This window comes from Mastigocoleus testarum BC008, from assembly GCF_001456025.1.
GTDB classification, from domain to species: domain Bacteria; phylum Cyanobacteriota; class Cyanobacteriia; order Cyanobacteriales; family Nostocaceae; genus Mastigocoleus; species Mastigocoleus testarum.
The window spans coordinates 70,370-92,816 of the sequence record NZ_LMTZ01000102.1 but is presented as its reverse complement, the minus strand read 5'-3'; the positions used below and the strand labels follow the sequence as shown (position 1 = coordinate 92,816).

Below are 22,447 nucleotides of genomic sequence, written 5' to 3'. Positions count from 1 at the left end.
ATATGCTAAACAATCTAAAAGTGAGACTAAATAATTTATTTAAGAAAGATACAGTAATTCATAATCTGGAGCTTGTTCAGGATTTTATTGTCATATCCCTTTGTATTGGTTTGTTTTCTGTAATGTTGCTGAGATTGGGAGATATGTTTTTTTCCCTGATGCATTTACATAAATCTCAGCAGATTATTTCTGATATTTTGTTTATTTTGATAATGGTGGAATTATTCCGCTTGTTAGTGGTTTATTTGCGAGAGCATCGAATTTCCTTTGGGTCTGCAGTAGAAGTTGCGATTGTTTCTGCTTTACGTGAGGTTATTTTGTATGGAATTCTCGAGATTCAACTAAAACAGATTATTGGTGTATGTAGCTTTTTAATTGTATTGGGAGTCCTTTTATTAATACGTCTGGTAATATCCCGTCTCAGTAAAACAGATTCAAGTGAGAATGATCCTAAATCTTCTATGGAAGAAGTAATTCTTTGATAAGTAATGGGTAATAGGTATTTGGTAATTGGTAATGGGTAATGGGTAATGGGTAATGGGTGATTGGTAATAGTTAGTATATTTTTGTAGTTGGAATTGCTTGATGAGTATTAATTAGTTATTTAAATATTAAGTAGTGATACTCTTTACAGAAACTTTTTGTAGAAGTTACAACATATCAAGCATCACCATTCTACATTTTTGTGCTGGATGGTAATAGTTATAACTAAATGTGTGTGTTCAAAAAGCAGGTGATGCATCTCAAAATGACTCAAATCACCCTAACCGATTAACTGTGAGGTAATTAATGCGTCACGTTCAATTTTGGACATTTTCCCTAATGGCTTTAGTGTTCAGTAGTGTTTCTCAATTATTTTTTTCTAGTTCTTCATTCGCAAACTCTACACCCATAACCTATTCAGCTTCAGCGATCGCACTTTCAAGCAAAAATCCCCAGTTACTCGCTAAAGCAAGTTATTTATCTCCCATTGAACAGCAAATAATGAGGGAGATGAATAAAGTACGAACCAATCCTAAGTCTTATCTACCCATCCTAGAAAACTACAAAAAACGTTTTCAAGGTAAACGAGTCAGAATGTCAAATGGAGTTTATTTACAAACCCAAGAAGGAGTCAAAGCCGTTGACGAGGCTATACGTTTTCTCAAAAAAGCCCGTCCTGTTGGTCGTTTAAAAACTTCAAGGGGCTTATCTTTGGCTGCTGAAGACCATATTGATGATCAAGGTCCTAGAGGTGGTGTGGGTCATTCCGGTAGTGATGGAAGCACTCCTTTTAGCAGGATGAACCGTTATGGCTCTTGGAAAAAGACTGCTGCAGAAAATATTAGTTATGGTCCTACAACAGCCCAAGATGTTATTATGCAGTTAATAATTGATGATGGTGTACCATCTCGGGGTCATCGCAAAAATATTTTCAATCCTAATTTTAAAGTTGCTGGTGTAGCATATGGTTCCCACAGCAGATATGGAAGTATATGCGTCATTGATTATGCAGGTGGATATCAGGAAAATTCGTAATTCGTAATCTGTAATTTGTAATTACTTCTGACTCCAAATCTGATTTTTTCTTACCTGTAGGGGCGCACCGATGTGCGCCCTAACGAGTATTATATTTTTATTGGAAGTTTCTTTCTCTACTAGTCAAGTTAAAAGCACAACTGTAGAATCACAAAATTATTTCCCATGCGGATTTCTGTAATTGGTACTAGCGGTTCGGGGAAAACGACTTTAGCAAGAAACATTTCCCAGCGTCTTGCTATTCCTCACATAGAGTTAGATTACTTGTACTGGGAACCGAATTGGGTAGAAGTGTCAGACGAAATTTTTCACCAGCGCGTTACAGATGCTTTGAAAGGTGAAAGTTGGTTAGTTGATGGTAACTATAGCAAAGTCAGAGACACTATCTGGAGTCAGGCTGATACTTTAGTATGGCTTGATTATTCGTTTTTTACAGTGATGAATAGAGTTACCAAAAGAGCAATTAATCGAATTGTTACTCAACAAGAAGTCTGCAATGGTAATTATGAAACTTGGGGAAAATTATTCAGTCACGAATCGATTATTTTGTGGTCGCTGCAAACTTACCATAGAAGACGTCGGGAATATCCAGTTTTATTCAAGCAGCCTGAGTACTCTCATTTAAATATAGTTCATTTACGTACACCAAAGGCTGCGCGAGATTGGTTTTTAGGTTTGTAGAAAGAGATGTTTTGCAACGGATAGATTCATTATTTTCATTCAAAGCGAACTGGAACGGATGAGTAAGAAAATGTCTTAATGTCTTTGGCGAGATCGCTATACTTTTCTTAGGATTGTTATATTTAGCTCACTCCAGCAACTTGATTGACAAATCGTTATGATGGGAAAAGTAAAAAGTGACAGTTATATATCTAATTTTATTTGAAAATGAACTTTTTTTCATTTCTTGCTCCTGGATTGGGTAAGTTTGTTACTCCTCATTTGATTGAAAAAATCAAGGGGGATCCAACACTTGTTGCATTATTTAAAGATTGCGGTATTGATTTAACCAAAAAACCTGATAATCGTTTTGATACTATTTATGCCTGTACGCTATTGCATTGTTATCGCGATCGCAAGCAAGCAGATGGAGTAGATGCTGAAAATCTAGATGAAGAAACAGCTAAGTATCTAGATGAAAAAAAATATGCACTGATGAAAGTGTTTACTCGAAAGGAGATTAAAGAAGCTTTTCAAATAGCTTTTAATAATAATGATTATGATACTGTTTCTTCTAAAATAAAAAATATTATCAACGACTATGATGATTGGAATCATCTAGGTGAAGAATTACGGAAATCAGGTATAGATATATCTCGAGAATTAGAAGATTTTCATAAAAAGTTTGATTATTTTATCGACCTCAGCCAAAATCCATCTGAAAGACGCGATACTCAAAAGTTAGATGAAGTTTTAGCTACTGTTAATTCTATTAGTTCTAAGTTGAACCCATCAGAAAGCACAAAACCAAATTTAACACCTTATCCTGATGAGTTCAAAGCAACTATTGAGGAAAAAATAAAATCATTTTGCGGGCGTGAGTTTGTGTTTAACGCCTTTGAAGAGTTTTGCAGAAAGAATGTAAATGGTTACTTTACTGTCATTGGAGATGCAGGAATGGGTAAGAGTGCTATTGCTGCAAAATATGTTTACAAGCATCATTTACCTTGCTATTTCAATATTATTGCTGAGGGACGCAATCGACCCGAGCAGTTTCTAACCAGTATTCGTCAGCAATTAATTACTCGTTATAGTTTAGTTGACCAGAATGCACAAGATGCTGATTTGTCTGGTTTGCTAGTCAAAGTCAGTCAAAAACTGCCAAAAGATGAATCTTTAGTAATTGTAGTTGATGCACTGGATGAAGTGGAACAAGAACCGGGTGCAGGAAATATTTTCTTTTTACCAGAAACTCTTCCAGAAGGAGTTTATTTCTTTTTAACTAGACGACCTTATACTCCCGAGAAAAAACGTTTACGCATATCTGTTCCATCCCAGGAGTTAGATTTAAGGAAGGTGGAATATGAGACATTGAATGCAAAGGATATTAAAGGTTATATTCGCTTATTTATCAACCACGATGAAGAACATAAAGATAATCTGGGAAAGTGGATCAAGGAGCGTGATATCAGTGCTGATAATTTTATTGAGCAGGTAGCAGCGAAAAGTGACAATAACTTTATGTACCTGCGTTATATTTTACCAGCGATCACAAATGGTTTCTATAATGACCTTAGTTTACAGCAGTTACCTTCAGGACTTCAGGACTATTATCGAATCCATTGGGTGCGGATGGGAATGGATGATAAACCTCAAGATTTGAGGGTGATTATCCTATTCATTTTAGTTGAAATTGCTACGGCGATTCCTTGTGAAATGATTGCTGAAATTGCAAATCAAGATGAATATAATGTGCAATCATTTTTGGATGAATGGGTTGAGTATCTTAAAAAACGAGTAATTAAAGAAGAAACTTGTTATAGCATTTATCATGCAAGTTTTTTGGATTTTCTTAAGGGTAAACGAGAGTTAAAGAAAAATCGGAAAATTTTTCAGCAGGTGAATCAATACATTTCTGATTATTTAGAGGTGGAAGGAGATAATATTGGATGACAACTGCTGTTAAACGAGTAAATAGTCCTGCTTTCCAACGCGCCCGATTAAATAGTCTACCTTATAGTTTTGTCAGATCGGGTAATTTAGAAAAATATTACAAACTCCTAGCTGATTTCAAGTTCATTTCTCAAAAAATTAACCATCCTAGCTTTGGGGTGCAAGCCCTAATTGAAGATTATGATTTAATTGATAACCCAGAATTACTAAATGATTTAGAACTATTAAATCATCCTGAATATGATTTGGAAAAAATCAAAACACTAAAACTTATTCAAGGTGCATTAAGAGTTTCGGCACATATTCTAAATCAAGATAAAACCCAGTTAACAGAGCAGTTATTGGGACGCCTACAGTCCTTTGAAGTTAAGAAACCTGAGATTCGTCAGCTTTTAAAACAAGCAATCAATAGCAAAACTTCTCCCTGGTTAAGACCTTTGATACCTAGCTTAACCCCTCCTGGTGGGGGATTAATACGCACTTTTGAAGGTCATAGTGGCTTGGTTAGTGCAGTAGCCTACGCACCAGATTGTCAACGGGCGATTTCTGCTTCTGGGGACAATACTCTCAAGCTATGGAACTTAGAAACAGGGGAAGAAATCCATACTTTTACTGGTCATAGTGACTGGGTTAATGCAGTAGCAATCGCACCAGATGGTCAACGGGCAATTTCTGCTTCTGGGGACAATACTCTCAAGCTATGGAACTTAGAAACAGGGGAAGAAATCCATACGTTTACTGGTCATAGTCGCTTGGTTAATACAGTAGCAATTGCACCAGATGGTCAACGGGCRATTTCTGCTTCCCGTGACAACACTCTCAAGCTATGGAACTTAAAAACATGGGAAGAAATCCATACTTTTACTGGTCATAGTGACTGGGTTAGTGCAGTAGCAATCGCACCAGATGGTCAACGGGCGATTTCTGCCTCCGATGACAATACTCTCAAGCTGTGGAACTTAAAAACAGGGGAAGAAATCCATACTTTTGAAGGTCATAGTGGCTTGGTTAGTGCAGTAGCCTACGCACCAGGTGGTCAACGGGCGATTTCTGCTTCTGGAGACAATACTCTCAAACTATGGAACTTAAAAACAGGGGAAGAAATCCATACTTTTACTGGTCATAGTGACTGGGTTAGCGCAGTAGCAATTGCACCAGGTGGTCAACGGGCGATTTCTGCTTCTGGAGACAACACTCTCAAGCTATGGAACTTAGAAACAGAGGAAGAAATCCATACTTTTACTGGTCATAGTGACTGGGTCAGTGCAGCAGCAATTGCACCAGATGGTCAACGGACGATTTCTGCCTCCGATGACAAAACTCTCAAGCTATGGAACTTAGAAACAGGGGAAGAAATCCATACTTTTACTGGTCATAGTGACTGGGTTAGTGCAGTAGCAATCGCACCAGATGGTCAACGGGCGATTTCTGCCTCCGATGACAATACTCTCAAGCTGTGGAACTTAAAAACAGGGGAAGAAATCCATACTTTTGAAGGTCATAGTGGCTTGGTTAGTGCAGTAGCCTACGCACCAGGTGGTCAACGGGCGATTTCTGCTTCTGGAGACAATACTCTCAAACTATGGAACTTAAAAACAGGGGAAGAAATCCATACTTTTACTGGTCATAGTGACTGGGTTAGCGCAGTAGCAATTGCACCAGGTGGTCAACGGGCGATTTCTGCTTCTGGAGACAACACTCTCAAGCTATGGAACTTAGAAACAGAGGAAGAAATCCATACTTTTACTGGTCATAGTGACTGGGTCAGTGCAGCAGCAATTGCACCAGATGGTCAACGGACGATTTCTGCCTCCGATGACAAAACTCTCAAGCTATGGAACTTAGAAACAGGGGAAGAAATCCATACTTTTACTGGTCATAGTGACTGGGTTAGTGCAGTAGCAATCGCACCAGATGGTCAACGGGCGATTTCTGCCTCCGATGACAATACTCTCAAGCTGTGGAACTTAAAAACAGGGGAAGAAATCCATACTTTTGAAGGTCATAGTGGCTTGGTTAGTGCAGTAGCCTACGCACCAGGTGGTCAACGGGCGATTTCTGCTTCTGGAGACAATACTCTCAAACTATGGAACTTAAAAACAGGGGAAGAAATCCATACTTTTACTGGTCATAGTGACTGGGTTAGCGCAGTAGCAATTGCACCAGGTGGTCAACGGGCGATTTCTGCTTCTGGAGACAACACTCTCAAGCTATGGAACTTAGAAACAGAGGAAGAAATCCATACTTTTACTGGTCATAGTGACTGGGTCAGTGCAGCAGCAATTGCACCAGATGGTCAACGGACGATTTCTGCCTCCGATGACAAAACTCTCAAGCTATGGAACTTAGAAACAGGGGAAGAAATCCATACTTTTACTGGTCATAGTGACTGGGTTAGTGCAGTAGCAATCGCACCAGATGGTCAACGGGCGATTTCTGCTTCTGGAGACAATACTCTCAAGCTATGGAACTTAAAAACAGGGGAAGAAATCCATACTTTTACTGGTCATAGTGATTCGGTTAGCGCAGTAGCAATCGCACCAGATGGTCAACGGGCGATTTCTGCTTCTGGAGACAATACTCTCAAGCTATGGAACTTAGAAACAGGGGAAGAAATCCATACTTTTACTGGTCATAGTGATTCGGTTAGCGCAGTAGCAATCGCACCAGATGGTCAATGGGCGATTTCTGCCTCCGATGACAAAACTCTCAAGCTATGGAACTTAAAAACAAGGGAAGAAATCCATACTTTTACTGGTCATAGTGACTGGGTTAATGCAGTAACAATCTCACCAAATGGTCAACAGGCGATTTCTGCTTCTGGTGACAAAACTCTCAAACTATGGAACTTAAAAACAAGGGAAGAAATCCATACTTTTACTGGTCATAATGACTCGGTTATTGCAGTAGCAGTCGCACCAGATGGTCAACGGGCGTTTTCTGCTTCCCATGACAATACTCTCAAGCTATGGAATTTAGAAACAAGGGAGGTAATTGCAACTTTTAGTGGTGATAGTAGAATGAGTTGCTGTGCGATTTCACCAGATGGTGTAACAATTGTGGCGGGAGAAGCATCTGGACGGTTGCATTTTCTCCGTTTGGAAGGAGTAATGGATAATCTTGAATAACTATGAATTCCCAACCGCTACCCATTACAACCAATAACAGAATCATCCCAGCAGAATTTCAACAAACTCTCCAAGAAAAAAGCCTTAATTTCGTGGGTAGAGAATTCATCTTCACTGCAATTGACAACTTTCTCAACCGTTATGACAGGGGTTATTTTACAATTGTCGGCGCACCGGGTAGTGGTAAAAGTGCAATTCTCGCCAAATATGTGAGGGAAAATTCCCATGTTTTTTACTACAACGCCCAAGTCGCAGGTAAAAATCGTGCTGAAGAATTCCTAAAAACCATTAGCACCCAGGTAGAAGCTGCAAGTGGAACTTCTTTACAACTCATTCTCCAACATATTAGCGATCAATTAGCACCCAAGCAAAGATTTGTCATTGCAATTGATAGCTTAGATGCAATAGACTACAATAGCCAGTCCATTGGTTCAAATTTGTTTTACCTTCCCAGATATTTACCAAAAGGGATATATTTTCTCCTCGCTCATCGTCCTTTTGTAAGAGAAACATCTGGTTTATTAATAGAAGCACCTTTTCGGTTTCTCAATTTAAAAGATTATCCCGAAGAAAATCGTCAAGATATACAAGCTTATATTCAAAAATCTATTCAACAATACATACAAAAAGGTTTACATTTATCTGCTGCTAACAAACAAAAATTTGGAGCAAATAAACGGGAATTTATCCAGCAGTTAACAAATAAAAGTGGCAACAACTTTATGTATGTCAATCAAATCTTAACTGCGTTAGAGACAGACTTATACCCAGCAAATTCCTCCCTTACAGAAATCTTAGATGGAACATATTTTCCTCCTGCTTTAGAAACATATTACCAACAGCATTTACAGAAAATGTTTCCAGCAGAAGAAGCAGATCCAATTGCTCAAGCCGTTTTGAATACACTAGTACAAAATTCATTAGCGCAAAATCAATCACCACTATTGCAACCCAGGGGACAAACAGTAGAAGAGATTTCCCAAATCATTGATGCTGATGAATATGATGTTGAAGAAGTCTTAGAAAACTGGATTGAGTTTCTTACTGTGCATCAAGTTGATGAGAATAACAAGTATGGTTTATATCATGGTAATTTTGGTAAATGGCTTAGTGCACATCCGCAATCAAAATATTTGTAGAGATGTTGCAGAGCCTGCGGTGTCCGCGTTAGCCTCTGTAACGTCTCTACCAACTGACTTAAGTAGGTTAGTAAGGTTAGTAAGAAAAATTATAACTTGTTTGTAATAGCGCTTTAGCGCTAAAGCGCTACTACGAGCAAAATACGAGTATTTTATATTTCTTTACATRGTTTACTTTTTTCTTGCCTACTTACTTAGTCTTATATAGTAAGGAATGAGAATTTAATAACCTATTATTCTGAAATTTGGAATGGTGCGTTACGCGATGCTAACAGCACCCTACTTTTGTACTTTATTTAATCCACATTCCTAACTAATTACCTGTACTTGATTTTATACGGTAAAAATTTGATCTTGATTATTGCTAAAAGTACTTGCAGACTCAAAAGAAACCAGTGCTAACAAATCATCTCCTTGGAAAATTTGTGCACCCCTAGCACTATCGACAAAGCGAAGATTGCTTGTACTTTCCACTTGAAAAGTTGTTGCACCTAGTTCAAATCCACCGATGGTGTCGAAACCTTCACCACTATCAAGAATCACAGTTGATTGACCATCACCTAAGGAAATTCGATCTAAACCATTACCGGAATCGATAACATCATTACCACCCCTGGCGAAGATAATATCATCTCCATTACCAGCTAAAATTGTATCAGCTTGCTGACCGCCGAAAATTATATCATTTCCTTCACCAGCAATAATAGTATCTTCACCTCCTCGACCAAAGATGATGTCATTTCCTTCAAAACCAAGGATAAATTCTGCAGCTTTTGTACCAAATAAGGTATCTCTTTCGGGAGTTCCATTAATAACTTCTTTTTCGGTAACCGTAGAAGTTATAGTTGCTGAAGCCGTGTCAACAGAATAATTTTCGTCATCCAGAAGGGTCAAGGTATAAGTCTCATCTCCTTCAACCTGGTTATCTTGACCAGTTGCTACACCAAAATTAGCTTCTGTTGCTCCTGCAGAAATTGTAAATTCAAGAATTGGCGTACCATTTTCTACAACTAATTGGAGATTATCAATATTATTGAAAAGCTCTTGGGGTAAACCCGCATCTGCTGGATCACCATCTGGATCGTCGAACTGCAGTCTCACCGTTAACCCACCGCTTGGTGCTGGTTCGCTAAGCTTAAAATTAAAAATTTGTGGTTCTCCACCTTCAGCAACAACAGTTCGATCTACACTGAAGGAAACAACGGGTAAATTTGTCATAACAAACTAAGACTATTTATTATTTTCAGGGTTGATTGTATAACCCATTCCCTGCCAAAATATATAAACTGCTATAAGCTATACATTTGCTTTATATAAAATTTAAAATCAGTCATTATTTCCATGCGAATTTCTATAATTGGTGGTGTTGGTTCGGGGAAAACAACTTTAGCGAAACAAATTTCCCAAAGTCTGACAATTCCACACATAGAATTAGACTATTTGTGCTGGGAATCCAATTGGGTAAAAGTACCAAAAGAAGTTTTTCGTGAACGCGTTGCAGATTCTTTAACGGAAGAAAGCTGGGTTGTTGATGGTCAATACAGTAAAGTGAGAGATATTATTTGGAGTCGGGCTGATACTGTAGTGTGGTTGGACTATTCTTTGGTAACAGTTATGAGTCGAATTACCAAAAGATCCCTTACTCGAATAATTACCAAGCAAGAAGTCTGCAATGGTAACTATGAAACCTGGAGAAAGTTGTTCAGCAATAAGTCAATCATTTTACACTCTTTTAAGAGTTATCACAAACGGCGTAAAAAGTATCCAGTTTTATTCCAGAAACCCGAACACAGTCATTTACATATAGTTCGCTTGCGCTCGCCAAAGGCTACACAAGATTGGTTGCTAAATTTAGTGTAAGTTACTTAAATTAATAACAAAAGTCAATGTTTATACTTTTTTCTGCAAGTATCTCATAAATTAGATACCTTTTTCTAGTAATTTCACACTGGCATAAATAGAATTTAAATGTGGTGTTGGAGTACCAGTCAATTTTCCTAATTCAATTACTGCTCCTAATAAAGCATCTATTTCTGTTGGACGACCCGCTTCTATATCTTGAAGCATAGATGTTTTATGAGCGCCGACTGATGATGCTCCTTCAATTCTTTGTTCTAGAGAAATACTAAATTTTACTCCTAATTTTTCAGCGATCGCCTGCCCTTCGAGCATCATATTCCGGGCTAGTTCTCTGGTCAATGAATATTTACAAATATCTTCTAAAGTTGCTCTTGTAATTGCACTGATGGGATTAAAAGCTAAATTTCCCCAAAGTTTAAGCCATAACTCATTACGGATTTGGTTGCGGACTGGGGCTTTCAGACCTGCTTGACGTAGAACTTGAGCTAATTTTTTGATGCGATCGCTTTTGCTTCCATCCAATTCACCGAGGGTAAAGCGATCACCCTCAATATGCTTAACTACTCCAGGAGCGATTAATTCTGTTGCGGGGTAAACTATGCAACTAATTACTCGGTCAATGGGAATATTTGCTTCTACGATTCCATCGGGATCTACTGCTAGAATTTTGCGGTTTTCGTATTGGGTACCGCTTTTGCGAAAATACCACCAGGGAATACCATTTTGTGCTGTAACTACCATAGTTTCCGAATCACATAAAGCTGGTAGAGAAGGTGCTAATTTAGGTACGCTCTGAGCTTTGACCGTGACAAAAATTGCATCCTGCGGTCCAACAGTATCAACATCAGCAGCTGCAACAAAATTATGGGTGGTTTCTTTGACACCATTTTCTTCTAGTTGTAGTCCTTGGGTTTGTAGCGCTTCAAGTTGTTTCCCCCGAGCTATTAAAGTAACTTTTACATCTGACGGTGGTAATTTAGCTAATTTCGCTCCTAAATAACTACCAATTGCACCAGCACCAAAAATGCAAATCTTCATGCGATCGCTCCTCATATTTACCAATTTCCTTTAATATTGCTACATTTTGTTTATAGAAGGGAACGGGGAACAGGGAACGGGGAACAAATTCAAAAAATTGATATGTAGCAGTGTTTTTTTGACATTGGTATTACATAAATTGTTAATTTGGATTCCCCTAACCCCCTTGGAAAGGGGGAAAAGTTCAAGCTATAAAAACAGTAATTTTGAATTATGTCCTACGGACACGCTATGCTAATGACTTTTTACTTTTTACTTTTCTGCGGTAATTTTGAGTAATTCAGCCATTTTCAGTCGCTGAGGTTTTCCTGTCGCACCTCGGGGTAGGGATTCCAAAAAGTGAAACTTGCGGGGAACTTTGAAATCTGCAAGATACTGCAAGCAATATTTTCTTAATTCTTTTTCATCAATGTTTTCTTTTAAAACAACTGCTGCGTGAACATCTTCACCCAGGGTTTTATGAGGTGCTGCAAAACTGAGAACTTCCTCCACTGCGGGATGACGCAAAATTACATTATCTACCTCTAAAGGAGAAATCTTTTCCCCACCACGATTAATTAATTCTTTTAAACGTCCCGTCAGGGATAAATAACCCGACTCGTCAATTACCCCTTGGTCCCCAGTGCGAAACCAACCATTAGTAAATGCTTTAGCGTTAGCTTCAGGATTATTTTCGTAACCATCAACTACATTCGGAGCTTTCACCACAACTTCCCCTAACTCACCTTGGGGAAGAAGATTTCCTGCTTCGTCCATAATATTGATTTCGACCCCAAAACCATAACCAACGGTTCCAGGTTTATGTTCTGCGGGGGGTAAAGGATTGGAAGTCATTTGGTGTGATGCTTCAGTCATACTGTACGCTTCCAATACCGGAGCATTGAAAGTTGTTTCTAGTTTTTCTAAGACTACAGTGGGTAAAGAAGAACTACTTGAGCGCAGGAATCTCAACTTACTTTTGGCGATCGCTTCTGGATTGCGACTGGCTCTAGCTAGTAACATTTGATGCATAGTTGGTACGGCTGAATACCATGTCGGCTGAAATTCTGCAAACCACTTCCAAAATTCTAAGGCGTTGAAACCACCAACCGGAACGATCACCGTTCCCCCAGAAGATAGGGTTGAAAGCATGGAAGCAACTAAACCATGGACATGAAATAAAGGCATTACGCATAATGCCCGGTCTTCTGCTGTTAAATTATAAGTACCGATGATATTTCCTGCAGAAGCGGCTAAATTTCGGTGTTTGATGGGAACTCGCTTCGGTCTGCTAGTCGTACCACTAGTGTGCAAAATCATGGCGATATCTTCTGATTGAGCTAACTCAGTCGATCGCTCATCTTTTTTTGTATCACCTTGCAGATGAAAAGATAATCCCTCAGGTTGCAACTTTGCTTGAATTAGCAACATATTATCTGTGAGAGCTGCTTTCGCTGCAGGGATACCCTCATCTAAAATAATTAATGCACTAGCATTGAGATCCTCATAATAAAAGGCAAACTCAGCCTGAGAATATTTGGGATTGAGAGGAGCAGCAGTACCGCACATCGCTGTAGCTAAAAAAGTTACAACCATTTCTGGTCCATTAGTCATAGCAATCGCAATGCGATCGCCGCAACCAATTCCGAATTTATTAAGTTGGGCTGCAAGATCGATAATTTGCTGTTTTAGTTGTTTGTATTTTAAAGTCGGTCGTTCTGGAGCAACTAAAGCAGGATGTTCGTCATCTCCGATTAAGAGATCCAATAAAGTTTTATTCTTGCGATCGCTTGAAATCATTATTTGTTCTGAAAAGACACTTATAAATCAAAAATAAATAAACCAAAAATAAATAAATAAAAAATAAAATTATCGTAGGCTGTGTTAGCCGTGTATAGAGAATATTTTCTTTTTAGGTCACCTTTGCGATCGCGCCGTAACGCACCGCCATAAGATTTATTTGCACATCAAATCGGATTATAGTAGGTCAATTACTATTAAACATCTAATTCCTTGATAATCCTACAGGGATTTCCCGCAGCAAACACATTATCTGGTATATCTCTGGTAACCACACTACCCGCACCAATGGTTGTATTTGACCCTATTGATATTCCTTGACAAATAATTGCTCCTCCACCAATCCAAACATTATCACCAATCTTAATCGGTGCAGCCATTTCTCGACCGGATAATCTCTCCTGAGGAGATAAAGGATGATACGCTGTATAAATTTGGACTTTTGGTCCTAGTAAAACGTTATTGCCTAAATGTACTGTATTGCAATCAAGGATTACGCAATCATAGTTAACGTAAAGATTATCACCAGCAAAAATATGACAACCATAATCACAGTAGAAGGGAGGACGAATTTCACAGTTAGAACCGATCGCACCAAATAATTTAGAAATGATTTCCTGGCGTTTTTGTATTTCTTGTGGTGAGGAAAAGTTAAAACTATGAAGTAGCTGACGTGCTTCCATATGCATCTTGCTCAGTTGTGCATCAGTCGCAAGATATGGCTCATCAGCGAGCATTTTTTCCCTTTCTGTTTTTGGTTTTTGGTTCATAAACAAATGTAATTTTTCATTATTTACTTACAAGGGCGCACATCGCTAGCGCCCCTACTGTTATCTTATTGAGCCGACACACCACCATCTACCGGGAGTGTGTGTCCTGTGACGAAGGAAGCTGAATCTGAACTTAGCCAAAGAACTGCATTGGCAATTTCTTCGGGTTGACCAATTCGACCCATTGGCACAAATCCTGAATAGGAATGGGGATTCCCTCCGGTACCGACTTCGAGTAAGGGTGTTTCAATCGGTCCTGGTCCGACTGCATTGATACGAATTCCTTGCTGGGCATATTCAAGAGCTGCTGCTTTTGTCATGCCTGTAACAGCATGCTTAGTAGCAGTATAAACAGACCAGGTGGGATAACCATTCAAACCAAAGATAGAACTGTTGTTGACAATCGCTCCACCGCCGTTCTGCAGCATTTGGGCAATTTCATACTTCATGGACAACCAGACCCCTTTTACATTCACATCCAGTAGATCGGTTACATCTTTTTCTGACTGTTGTGCCAGTGGTAAGTGCGAACCATCAATTCCAGCATTATTGAAGGCAATATCTAAACGTCCAAACTCTTTGACAGTAAGGTTAACGAGAGCTTCGACATCTTCAGATTGGGTAACATCAGTTTTCACAAAGATTGCTTTACCGCCATTTGAGCGGATAAATTGGGCTACTTCTTCCCCTTTCTCGACATTACGGTTAGCAATAACTACACCAGCACCAGCTTTGCCAAAGGCGATTGCTGTTGCCCGACCAATACCAGAACCACCACCTGTAATAATTGCAACTTTACCATTGAGTTCCATAGAAATATTCTCCCTAATTTGAGTAGAATTTAAGTCAAAAATATTTATTCAAATCGTTCATTGCCTCAAGCCGCACCTGATGTCGAAATATCGTCGAATCGTTTCTTGCCATACATAAACTGAGAACGCTCGCCCAAATCCTCTCCTGCTTTCCACAAATGCATTCCCAATCTCAGTTGGTCATTTTCCCACTCATCTAAGGCTTTCTTGACATCGTGATTCTGGGTTACTAAAGCATCGGCAAGAGCGATGGCATTTGCAGCAGCTTTTGAGACACCTGCTGCTGTGTGGGGACGGGGAATAAAGGCTGCATCCCCAACTAGAATAGTGGAATTAAATGCCATTTGCGGTACACCCAAATCTAAAATGGCTTGGACAAATGGTTCTTTGGTAGCAGCAACGAGCCGTTGAAAGGGTGGTGCAAGGACTCGATCTGCATACGATCGCATCTGCTCCTCAATCTGTGAAGCAATCTTTCCAGGTGGAATGGAATAGTCACGACGTTTACCATCTCTATCGGTGAGAATGGACGTTAATTCCGTCGCCTCGTCGTAATTGACATACCAGACCCAGTTAAAGCGACGCTCTCCCGGTACAAAGGACTCATCCTCTCCTGGAACTACGTATTGGAGAATATGGGAGTTGGGAAATTGGTAAAAGACGAAGCGTTCTGTAAATATAGCAGCCGTCTTTTTGTCAAGTTCTCTTTCGTTAACCAATCCGCGATAGGCAACATAGCCTGCATAGTGAGGTTCATAACTGGGGAGAAGTAGTTGTCGGACGGTAGAATTTGCACCATCAGCGCCAATTAATAAATCTCCTGTATCAGAAGTGCCGTCGGCAAAAATAGCTGTAACCTGTTCATCATCCTGCCTTAGAGCTTTCAGAGTTTTTCCTTGGTGGTAGCACTCTGCAGGAAAATGTCGCCCCATGGTGCCATATAAGAAGTTCCAGGATGTTAAAGTCTGACGCATCGGCATAACAGTAGCAATACTGCCATCTTGTTTCAAATAAAATCGCTCGCGCGCCACTACACCAAGGGGTGCTTCATAAGCAACACCTGCCCGCTCAAATGCTTCCACGATCTCTGGTTGGAGTACTATTCCACCACCGCGACTATCAAGATTATGAGGCGATCGCTCGTAAATATTCACCTCCCAACCAATCGATCGCAACAAGATTCCTGTAAATAACCCGCCCAATGATCCGCCGATGACAATAGCACGTTTACCTGTTTTATTCATCATTAAACCTCTGTTAACTCATGCACAGCTTTTTGCAGCGTAGTTAAGAACACCTCAACAGGTTGGGCTCCAGATAAAATTTCTTCGCCAATGCAGATACTAGGAACGCCACGAATACCCCTTGAGACTGCTTGACGCTCTAACTCACGTACTTCTTGACTACCTGCATTACTATGGAGAAATTGCTTAACAATGTCTCTGTCAATACCGATGTCTCCCGCCAAATTGGTTAAGGTATCAATGTTACTAATATTTTGTCCTTCCGTGAAATATGCCGTCAATATACCTTCAGCCATTTCAGTAGCTTTACCCTGTTGTGCTGCAAACCAGGTGAGGCGATGTGCTTTGTGTGTATTGGGTGTAACCTCCATCAAGTCATAACGAAACTTAATGTCATCCTCTTGTGTTGCTAAGATGGTTTTCGCATCTAACTGTTGGGAATATTCCCAGCTACCAAATTTTTGACTGCGGTAAGTTTTGCGTTCCATGCCCATTTCCGGCATATCAGGATTTAACTCAAAGGGATACCAAATGCGCTGGATATTGACTGAAGTATTTAGTTGAGCAATTGCTTTGTTGAGTCGCTTTTCTGCTACCAAACACCAAGGACAAATAAAATCCGAAGTGATTTCAATCGTTAAGGTCATGTTTGTCTCCTTTTCTTGGTGACATCTTTAACCTTAACCTCATTCATTTAAGATGTTAATATAGCTTTTGCACCAAATACTTTTGCGTAAAACGCAAAAATTGATAATGGATCAATTTGCTGCGATGCAAGCCTTTATGAAGGTAGTTGACACGGGTAGTTTTTCTGAAGCTTCTCGGCGATTGGGGGTTGCTGTTTCTTCTGTTACTCGTCAGGTAAATGCCCTTGAAGCAATGCTGCATACCCAATTGCTCAATCGTTCTACCCGTAGCATTACCCTAACCCCACAAGGTCGAAAATACTATGACAAAGTGGTGCAAATCCTTCAAGACGTGGAAGCGGCTAATCTTTCAGTGGCAGAAGATTCGGAAGTTCCACGGGGCTTACTGCGGGTAAGTCTTCCCGTTGCTTTTGGACGACTTTACATTGCACCGTTGATTCGAGATTTTTTAGTGAAATATCCCGAGATGCAATTGGATTTAACCTTGAGTGATGCACTCGCTAATCCAGTGGAACAGGAACTAGATTTAGTCATCCGTTTTGGTAACCTCCACCGTTCCGGTGCTAATTGGATTGTCCGCAAATTTGCATCTTATACGCGCTGTGTTTGTGGCAGTCCAGCTTATTTTCAGCAGCATAGAAAACCAGAACATCCCGACGATTTAACTCACCATAATTGCTTGTGTTTTAGCTACTCCGCAGGGTATGAAATTTGGCGTTTTAAGCGAGAAAAAGAAGTGTGTGAGGTTAAGGTCAAAGGCTCGCTCATTGCCAATAATTCTGAAGTTCTCCTAAAAGCCTGCTTAGATGGTCTAGGATTGATTCTCATGCCCACTTGGTTAGTTGGAGAAGACATCCGTGCAGGTAGGCTTTGTGTTGTGCTGCCTGATTTTCAGTTCCATCCCCACACGGATATGGATACAGGGGTTTACGCGCTTTATCTGCCGAATCGCCGACATGCGCTTCGAGTTCAAACGTTTGTTGATTTTCTCACTCAACAGCTAAGGGTTAATTAACGGGCAAAAATTTCATTAGACGTCTCCGAAAAAGAATATAAAAGCCTTGTGTAGTCAGGGGTGATATCTCATTTCTGGAGATGTCTATTATTTACTTAAAGGGCGCATAACATCATGTCCGGTAAAACACTTGCGATAAGGTTCGTAGTAGCGCTTGAGCGCCAATATCTTTACTATGGCGCTCAAGCGCTACTACAAACAAATTTTTTCATAAGTAATTAAGCAGACATAATATAATGTGTAACGCCCCTACTGTTGAATATAGCTAGTAGCTATTTTTTGGAAATCCTTTTTCCTGGAAATTTCTGAAACCTCAAAAACCTTTTTCTTTATTACTTAGCTTCTAAATATTGTTGAAAAAACTGAGTTGTTTCAGTCCAAGCTTTCTGTGCAGCTTCGGCAACGTAATTTTTTCCGCTAGGATTAGCAAAGGCATGTCCAGCATTTTCATAAATTTGAATATCTGCTTGTTTACCCAATTCCTTGAGGGTCTTTTCAAATTTACGTACAGTACTAACTGGAATCGAAGCATCTTCAGCCCCAAAAATTCCTAAAATTGGCATTTGCAATGTTTTCAGTTGCTCCGGTGTTGCATCGCCAATTTGTCCACCATAATAAATCACCGTAGCATCTATATCCTTTGGTAATAAAATTGCAGTCTGTAAAGACCAACTACCACCAAAACACCAACCAATTACCCCAACTTTAGAAGCTTTGTTTTGATTGACTAAATACTCATAAGCTTGCTTGAGATTATCTTTAGCTGGGTCGGGATTTTTTGATACTGCTTGGAGTAACTTGAGAGCTTCTTGTGGAGATTCAGTTACTTTACCGTTGTATAAATCTACAGCTAAAACTTGATAACCTTCACCCGCTAATCGTCGCGTTACAGATTCAATATTTTCGTTTAGTCCCCACCATTCATGAATTGTAATAATTCCTGGTAAGGGTTTAGTTGTGGATTTTGGTTGAGCGAAGTAACCTGTGATTTTTTCGCCATTCACAGTAGCATAATTAACTTTTTCGGCTGTAACTTCAACTTTGGGTTTTGCTAAAGCAATTTCTGTTGCTACCGGTTGGTCGTTGTGATGTGCGATCGCGAGGGATTGGCTTGTATCCTGGCTAAAATTAAAGTTATGCAACCCGAGGTTAAATAGTAAAGTTGCAATTAAAAGTACAGAATAAATAATTATCCACCTGTAGTTTTTTTTATTCATAACCGAATTTGACCATGGAAATAACGCTTTGAATATAGCCAAAATGTAGCATGAAGGCGATCGATCTGTAATTGAATCAATTTACTCAATCTTCACTACAATTGAATAAACTATAAAAACGCCAAATCCCTTCACAAATAAGCATTTCTTGAAAATAAACTAAGCTAGATGCTATAAAAAACCTGTTCCATCTACCTTATTCCACCATATTTTAAAAATTTATGTCCCAAGAATTATTACAAGAGTTTAGGTCAGCATATGCAAACCTGGAATTGTTTCCATTGCTGAATCAAAAGGAAATGGAACGCTTTAAGGTCGAATATCAGGAAGATACTATTGATGAACTACAACAATTAGTTGAAGATGACCCAGAAAGTGATGGGAAGATTGTTTTCACTGGACACCGGGGATGTGGTAAGTCTACCTTACTTGCAGGACTAAGACAAAAATTAGAAAAAGATTACTTTGTTGTTTTCTTTTCTATTGCTGATGCGATTGAAATGTCTGCAGTGAATCATGTCAATATTTTAATGGCGATCGCGATTAATTTAATGTCTGAGGCTGAAGCTAAAAAAGTTTCCATCAACCCCACCATCAAAAAGGGAGTTGAAAATTGGTTTACAAGTCGTACTCGGGTCATAGAAAAGAATGCTCAAGGTGAGGTTGAGGTTGGATTTGATATTTTCAGTGTCCTCAAAGCTAAGTTAAAAACTGATGCGACAGTACGAGATGAGATAAAAAAGGAGTTTGAACGTAAAATTTCCGATTTAGTCGCCCAAATCAATTTAATTGCAGCCGAAATTCAGGGAACTATTAAGAAACCAATTTTAGTAATTATTGATGATTTAGATAAATTAGATTTAGCACGGGTAAATGAAATCTATCGCGATAATATTAAGGCTTTATTATTACCTAATTTATCTATAATTTATACTATTCCCATTGCGATTATTCGCGATACTTTTCTGCAAAGTTTGATTGATACAGAAACCGATGGTCAAAGAGTAGTAATGCCGGTTGTAAAGATTTTTTCTAAGGGTGATAGTCGTTTAGAAAATGCCCATCCTCGAGCTAAAGCAAAGACGATTTTATGTGATATTTTAACAAAAAGAATACCTCCAGAACTAATTGAACCTGAAACTATTGACAAAATAGTGATTCAAAGTGGTGGTGTATTACGGGAAATGATTCGGATTGCTCGTGAATGCTGTCGTATTTGTTTGCGAAATATCCGCCGCAATCCCACAGAAAAAATTATCATTGATGAAAAAGTTTTTATTCAAGCAATCAATAAACTGCGGAATGATTTTACAATTAGTTTAGGGAAAGTTGAATTAGAGATTTTACAAACAACATATCAAGACTTTATACCAGATGATCCCAAACAACAGGAATTCTTAGATTTACTACATGGTTTGTTTGTATTGGAATATCGTAATTATGATACTTGGTATGATATTCATCCAATTCTGGTTGAAACTCTGAAAAATAAAGGCTTGATTGGATGAGTAATTAGTAATGAGTAATTAGTAATGAGTAATGAGTAATGAGTTGTAGAGACGCGTTAGCGAAGCGTGACCGCTAGGTTAACATGTCGCGTCTGTATGGGAGTAATAAGTAATGGGTAATGAGTAATAGATAATGAGCATAATTGGTTGGGATGAAGCAAATCAAGACGCCTATGATGATTTAATTGTTTCTATTGAAGCAGGAGTAGGAAAATTAAGTTTACTCATTGCTGTCTGTGATGATAGTAGTTTTCGCCAGCAGATTATTACTCAATATGAAAATGAATTAAAGTCTGATTTTGCAACTTATCAAGTTACATTAGCACGGGAAGAACCAAGCTTAAAACGTGCAATTAATCAATTAGTTTCAAGAGAAGAGCATTTACAAAAACATCAACCCGCAGTTATTACAGTTACGGGGACAGAACAACTATTTTTCCTCAAATTTAATGCAGAACAATCAGAGCAAGATAAATTTTTTGGTTATTTGCAATGGACAAGGGAAGGAATGCGCGAATTTCCCTTTGCAATTATTATTTGGGTGACTAATAACTTACTACAAAATATTCAAAAGAAAGCACCTGATTTTTGGAGTTGGCGTGCAGGTGTATTTCGTTTCAATTGTACAACTAAAAATACGGTAGCACCACGAGATTTAGAACCATTTCGTAGTTTTATTCGCGATCGCCGTTTGGAAACAGCTGATGATGATAATGAGTATTTTTTACCTTTAGAGGATTTACAAAGATTAATTCGAGAAATTGAAAGTCAACCTGAAACAAATGAAACAACCTTAGCTAGTTTATATGCTCAGTTAGGTAAAATTTACAATCGCAGGTTGGATAGTGGTGAATTTGAGAGTTATCAAAAAGAGTTAGACTTAGCAATTAAATATTTCCAGAAAGCGATTAAATTACAAGAAAAACTTGGTTTAGAGTTAGAACTAGCAAGTAGCTTAAACAATTTAGCAGGACTATATGAGTTCCAAGGGAAGTACGAGCAAGCAGAACCCCTTTATATTCAAGTTTTAGAGTTATGCAAACAGCGATTAGGAGAAAATCATCCCGACACCGCTTCTATATTAAACAATTTAGCAGGACTATATGAGTTCCAAGGGAAGTACGAGCAAGCAGAACCCCTTTATATTCAAGCTTTAGAATTAAGAAAACAGCTATTAGGAGAAAATCATCCCGACACCGCTTCTATATTAAACAATTTAGCAGGACTATATAACTCCCAAGAAAAGTACGAGCAAGCAGAACCCCTTTGTATTCAAGCTTTAGAATTAAGAAAACAGCTATTAGGAGAAAATCATCCCTACACCGCTACTAGCTTAAACAATTTAGCAGTACTATATGAGTCCCAAGGGAGGTATGAGCAAGCAGAACCCCTTTGTATTCAAGCTTTAGAATTAACAAAACGGTTATTAGGAGAAAATCATCCCTACACCGCTACTAGCTTAAACAATTTAGCTTTACTATATTACTTCCAAGGGAAGTACGAGCAAGCAGAACCCCTTTATATTCAAGCTTTAGAATTAACAAAACGGTTATTAGGAGAAAATCATCCCGACACCGCTACTAGTTTAAACAATTTAGCTTTACTATATTACTCCCAAGGGAAGTACGAGCAAGCAGAACCCCTTTATATTCAAGCTTTAGAATTAACAAAACAGCTATTAGGAGAAAATCATCCCGACACCGCTACTAGCTTAAACAATTTAGCTTTACTATATTACTCCCAAGAGAAGTACGAGCAAGCAAAACCCCTTTATATTCAAGCTTTAGAATTAAGAAAAAATTTATTAGGAGAAAATCATCCCGACACCGCTACTAGCTTAAACAATTTAGCTTTACTATATTACTCCCAAGGAAAGTACGAGCAAGCAGAACCCCCTTATATTCAAGCTTTAGAAATTGCAGAGCAGATTTTGGGATCCCAACATCCCAACACAGTAACTATTCGGGAAAATTTGGAATATTTACGCACACAGCAACAAGAAAGCGAAAACGATTCTTGGCTAGGAAGATTAAAAAAGCGGTTTTTTGGATGATGAATAAATTATTTTTGTTATTCCATCATCTTGTTTTAAGGCTCAGCCTTGGAACCCATATCAAGAGACTCTGCATCTTACATTATACCGGAGGCGGAGCCTCCAG

The 22,447-nt window shown here is 38.8% G+C and carries 18 protein-coding genes; 10 read left to right on the top strand and 8 right to left on the bottom strand.

Features of this window, described 5'->3' with window-relative positions; translation table 11 throughout:
- Positions 1–2: 2 nt before the first annotated feature.
- From BC008_RS23970 to BC008_RS23945, 6 genes are all read left to right on the top strand, one after another.
- The gene (locus BC008_RS23970) at positions 3–482 is read left to right on the top strand and encodes a phosphate-starvation-inducible PsiE family protein (protein ID WP_058183939.1); all 480 of its coding nucleotides are present in this window, start codon (positions 3–5) and stop codon (positions 480–482) included.
- 307 nt (positions 483–789) lie between these two features.
- A complete protein-coding gene (locus tag BC008_RS23965) occupies positions 790–1,518 on the top strand; it encodes a CAP domain-containing protein (protein WP_027846668.1) in 729 nt (242 codons plus the stop codon).
- A 165-nt stretch (positions 1,519–1,683) separates the two neighbouring features.
- Positions 1,684–2,199 (top strand): AAA family ATPase, encoded by a 516-nt coding sequence (locus BC008_RS23960; protein WP_036268750.1) that lies wholly within the window; start codon positions 1,684–1,686, stop codon positions 2,197–2,199.
- 207 nt (positions 2,200–2,406) lie between these two features.
- Positions 2,407–4,131 (top strand): NACHT domain-containing protein, encoded by a 1,725-nt coding sequence (locus BC008_RS51505; RefSeq protein ID WP_235595923.1) that lies wholly within the window; start codon positions 2,407–2,409, stop codon positions 4,129–4,131.
- Positions 4,128–7,259 carry a WD40 repeat domain-containing protein gene (locus BC008_RS23950; RefSeq protein ID WP_063800808.1) on the top strand — a complete coding sequence of 1,044 codons (3,132 nt, stop codon included), beginning with the start codon at positions 4,128–4,130 and terminating at the stop codon, positions 7,257–7,259. Before BC008_RS51505 ends, BC008_RS23950 begins: the two co-directional genes overlap by 4 nt.
- A 2-nt stretch (positions 7,260–7,261) precedes the next feature.
- Positions 7,262–8,398, top strand: coding sequence for an ATP-binding protein (locus tag BC008_RS23945; RefSeq protein ID WP_027847030.1), 1,137 nt, complete (start codon positions 7,262–7,264; stop codon positions 8,396–8,398).
- A 333-nt stretch (positions 8,399–8,731) separates the two neighbouring features.
- Here BC008_RS23945 and BC008_RS23940 read toward each other — a convergent pair whose 3' ends face one another.
- Positions 8,732–9,616, bottom strand: coding sequence for a calcium-binding protein (locus BC008_RS23940; RefSeq protein ID WP_058183932.1), 885 nt, complete (start codon positions 9,614–9,616; stop codon positions 8,732–8,734).
- Positions 9,617–9,739: 123 nt separating this feature from the next.
- Here BC008_RS23940 and BC008_RS23935 point away from each other — a divergent pair, with 123 nt between their 5' ends.
- A complete protein-coding gene (locus BC008_RS23935) occupies positions 9,740–10,258 on the top strand; it encodes a P-loop NTPase family protein (protein WP_058183931.1) in 519 nt (172 codons plus the stop codon).
- 60 nt (positions 10,259–10,318) lie between these two features.
- On the opposite strand, the gene BC008_RS23930 is transcribed toward BC008_RS23935, so the two are convergent.
- The 6 genes from BC008_RS23930 to BC008_RS23905 form a co-directional block, all read right to left on the bottom strand.
- The gene (locus BC008_RS23930; protein ID WP_027844990.1) at positions 10,319–11,296 is read right to left on the bottom strand and encodes a 2-dehydropantoate 2-reductase; all 978 of its coding nucleotides are present in this window, start codon (positions 11,294–11,296) and stop codon (positions 10,319–10,321) included.
- A gap of 252 nt (positions 11,297–11,548) precedes the next feature.
- Positions 11,549–13,075 carry an acyl--CoA ligase gene (locus BC008_RS23925; protein WP_027844989.1) on the bottom strand — a complete coding sequence of 509 codons (1,527 nt, stop codon included), beginning with the start codon at positions 13,073–13,075 and terminating at the stop codon, positions 11,549–11,551.
- Between the two features lie 197 nt (positions 13,076–13,272).
- Positions 13,273–13,845, bottom strand: a complete 573-nt coding sequence (locus BC008_RS23920; RefSeq protein WP_027844988.1) for a sugar O-acetyltransferase — start codon at positions 13,843–13,845, stop codon at positions 13,273–13,275.
- 65 nt (positions 13,846–13,910) lie between these two features.
- On the bottom strand, positions 13,911–14,657 hold the full coding sequence (locus BC008_RS23915) for an SDR family oxidoreductase (protein ID WP_027844987.1): 747 nt from the start codon (positions 14,655–14,657) through the stop codon (positions 13,911–13,913).
- Positions 14,658–14,722: 65 nt separating this feature from the next.
- Entirely contained in the window at positions 14,723–15,904 is a 1,182-nt protein-coding gene (locus BC008_RS23910; RefSeq protein WP_235595922.1) for an FAD binding domain-containing protein, read from the bottom strand.
- On the bottom strand, positions 15,904–16,548 hold the full coding sequence (locus BC008_RS23905) for a DsbA family oxidoreductase (RefSeq protein ID WP_027844985.1): 645 nt from the start codon (positions 16,546–16,548) through the stop codon (positions 15,904–15,906). The genes BC008_RS23910 and BC008_RS23905 overlap by 1 nt, the downstream gene beginning before the upstream one ends.
- A 106-nt stretch (positions 16,549–16,654) precedes the next feature.
- Between BC008_RS23905 and BC008_RS23900 the strand changes: the two genes are divergently transcribed.
- Positions 16,655–17,563 (top strand): LysR family transcriptional regulator, encoded by a 909-nt coding sequence (locus tag BC008_RS23900; RefSeq protein ID WP_027844984.1) that lies wholly within the window; start codon positions 16,655–16,657, stop codon positions 17,561–17,563.
- Between the two features lie 332 nt (positions 17,564–17,895).
- Here the strand turns inward: BC008_RS23900 and BC008_RS23895 are convergent, their stop codons facing one another.
- On the bottom strand, positions 17,896–18,780 hold the full coding sequence (locus tag BC008_RS23895) for a dienelactone hydrolase family protein (protein ID WP_036266838.1): 885 nt from the start codon (positions 18,778–18,780) through the stop codon (positions 17,896–17,898).
- 221 nt (positions 18,781–19,001) lie between these two features.
- On the opposite strand from BC008_RS23895, the gene BC008_RS23890 reads away from it, so the two are divergent.
- Both BC008_RS23890 and BC008_RS23885 read left to right on the top strand, forming a co-directional pair.
- On the top strand, positions 19,002–20,288 hold the full coding sequence (locus BC008_RS23890) for an ATP-binding protein (RefSeq protein WP_027844982.1): 1,287 nt from the start codon (positions 19,002–19,004) through the stop codon (positions 20,286–20,288).
- A gap of 133 nt (positions 20,289–20,421) precedes the next feature.
- Entirely contained in the window at positions 20,422–22,341 is a 1,920-nt protein-coding gene (locus BC008_RS23885) for a tetratricopeptide repeat protein (RefSeq protein WP_063800807.1), read from the top strand.
- Positions 22,342–22,447: the final 106 nt, after the last annotated feature.

What these genes read in the sequence shown, in the direction of transcription:
- BC008_RS23970 (WP_058183939.1), top strand. Translation starts at nt 3, where the DNA reads ATGCTAAACAATCTAAAAGTGAGACTAAATAATTTATTTAAGAAAGAT.
- BC008_RS23965 (WP_027846668.1), top strand. Translation starts at nt 790, where the DNA reads ATGCGTCACGTTCAATTTTGGACATTTTCCCTAATGGCTTTAGTGTTC.
- BC008_RS23960 (WP_036268750.1), top strand. Translation starts at nt 1,684, where the DNA reads ATGCGGATTTCTGTAATTGGTACTAGCGGTTCGGGGAAAACGACTTTA.
- BC008_RS51505 (WP_235595923.1), top strand. Translation starts at nt 2,407, where the DNA reads ATGAACTTTTTTTCATTTCTTGCTCCTGGATTGGGTAAGTTTGTTACT.
- BC008_RS23945 (WP_027847030.1), top strand. Translation starts at nt 7,262, where the DNA reads ATGAATTCCCAACCGCTACCCATTACAACCAATAACAGAATCATCCCA.
- BC008_RS23940 (WP_058183932.1), bottom strand. Translation starts at nt 9,616, where the DNA reads ATGACAAATTTACCCGTTGTTTCCTTCAGTGTAGATCGAACTGTTGTT.
- BC008_RS23935 (WP_058183931.1), top strand. Translation starts at nt 9,740, where the DNA reads ATGCGAATTTCTATAATTGGTGGTGTTGGTTCGGGGAAAACAACTTTA.
- BC008_RS23930 (WP_027844990.1), bottom strand. Translation starts at nt 11,296, where the DNA reads ATGAAGATTTGCATTTTTGGTGCTGGTGCAATTGGTAGTTATTTAGGA.
- BC008_RS23925 (WP_027844989.1), bottom strand. Translation starts at nt 13,075, where the DNA reads ATGATTTCAAGCGATCGCAAGAATAAAACTTTATTGGATCTCTTAATC.
- BC008_RS23920 (WP_027844988.1), bottom strand. Translation starts at nt 13,845, where the DNA reads ATGAACCAAAAACCAAAAACAGAAAGGGAAAAAATGCTCGCTGATGAG.
- BC008_RS23915 (WP_027844987.1), bottom strand. Translation starts at nt 14,657, where the DNA reads ATGGAACTCAATGGTAAAGTTGCAATTATTACAGGTGGTGGTTCTGGT.
- BC008_RS23910 (WP_235595922.1), bottom strand. Translation starts at nt 15,904, where the DNA reads ATGATGAATAAAACAGGTAAACGTGCTATTGTCATCGGCGGATCATTG.
- BC008_RS23905 (WP_027844985.1), bottom strand. Translation starts at nt 16,548, where the DNA reads ATGACCTTAACGATTGAAATCACTTCGGATTTTATTTGTCCTTGGTGT.
- BC008_RS23900 (WP_027844984.1), top strand. Translation starts at nt 16,655, where the DNA reads ATGGATCAATTTGCTGCGATGCAAGCCTTTATGAAGGTAGTTGACACG.
- BC008_RS23895 (WP_036266838.1), bottom strand. Translation starts at nt 18,780, where the DNA reads ATGAATAAAAAAAACTACAGGTGGATAATTATTTATTCTGTACTTTTA.
- BC008_RS23890 (WP_027844982.1), top strand. Translation starts at nt 19,002, where the DNA reads ATGTCCCAAGAATTATTACAAGAGTTTAGGTCAGCATATGCAAACCTG.
- BC008_RS23885 (WP_063800807.1), top strand. Translation starts at nt 20,422, where the DNA reads ATGAGCATAATTGGTTGGGATGAAGCAAATCAAGACGCCTATGATGAT.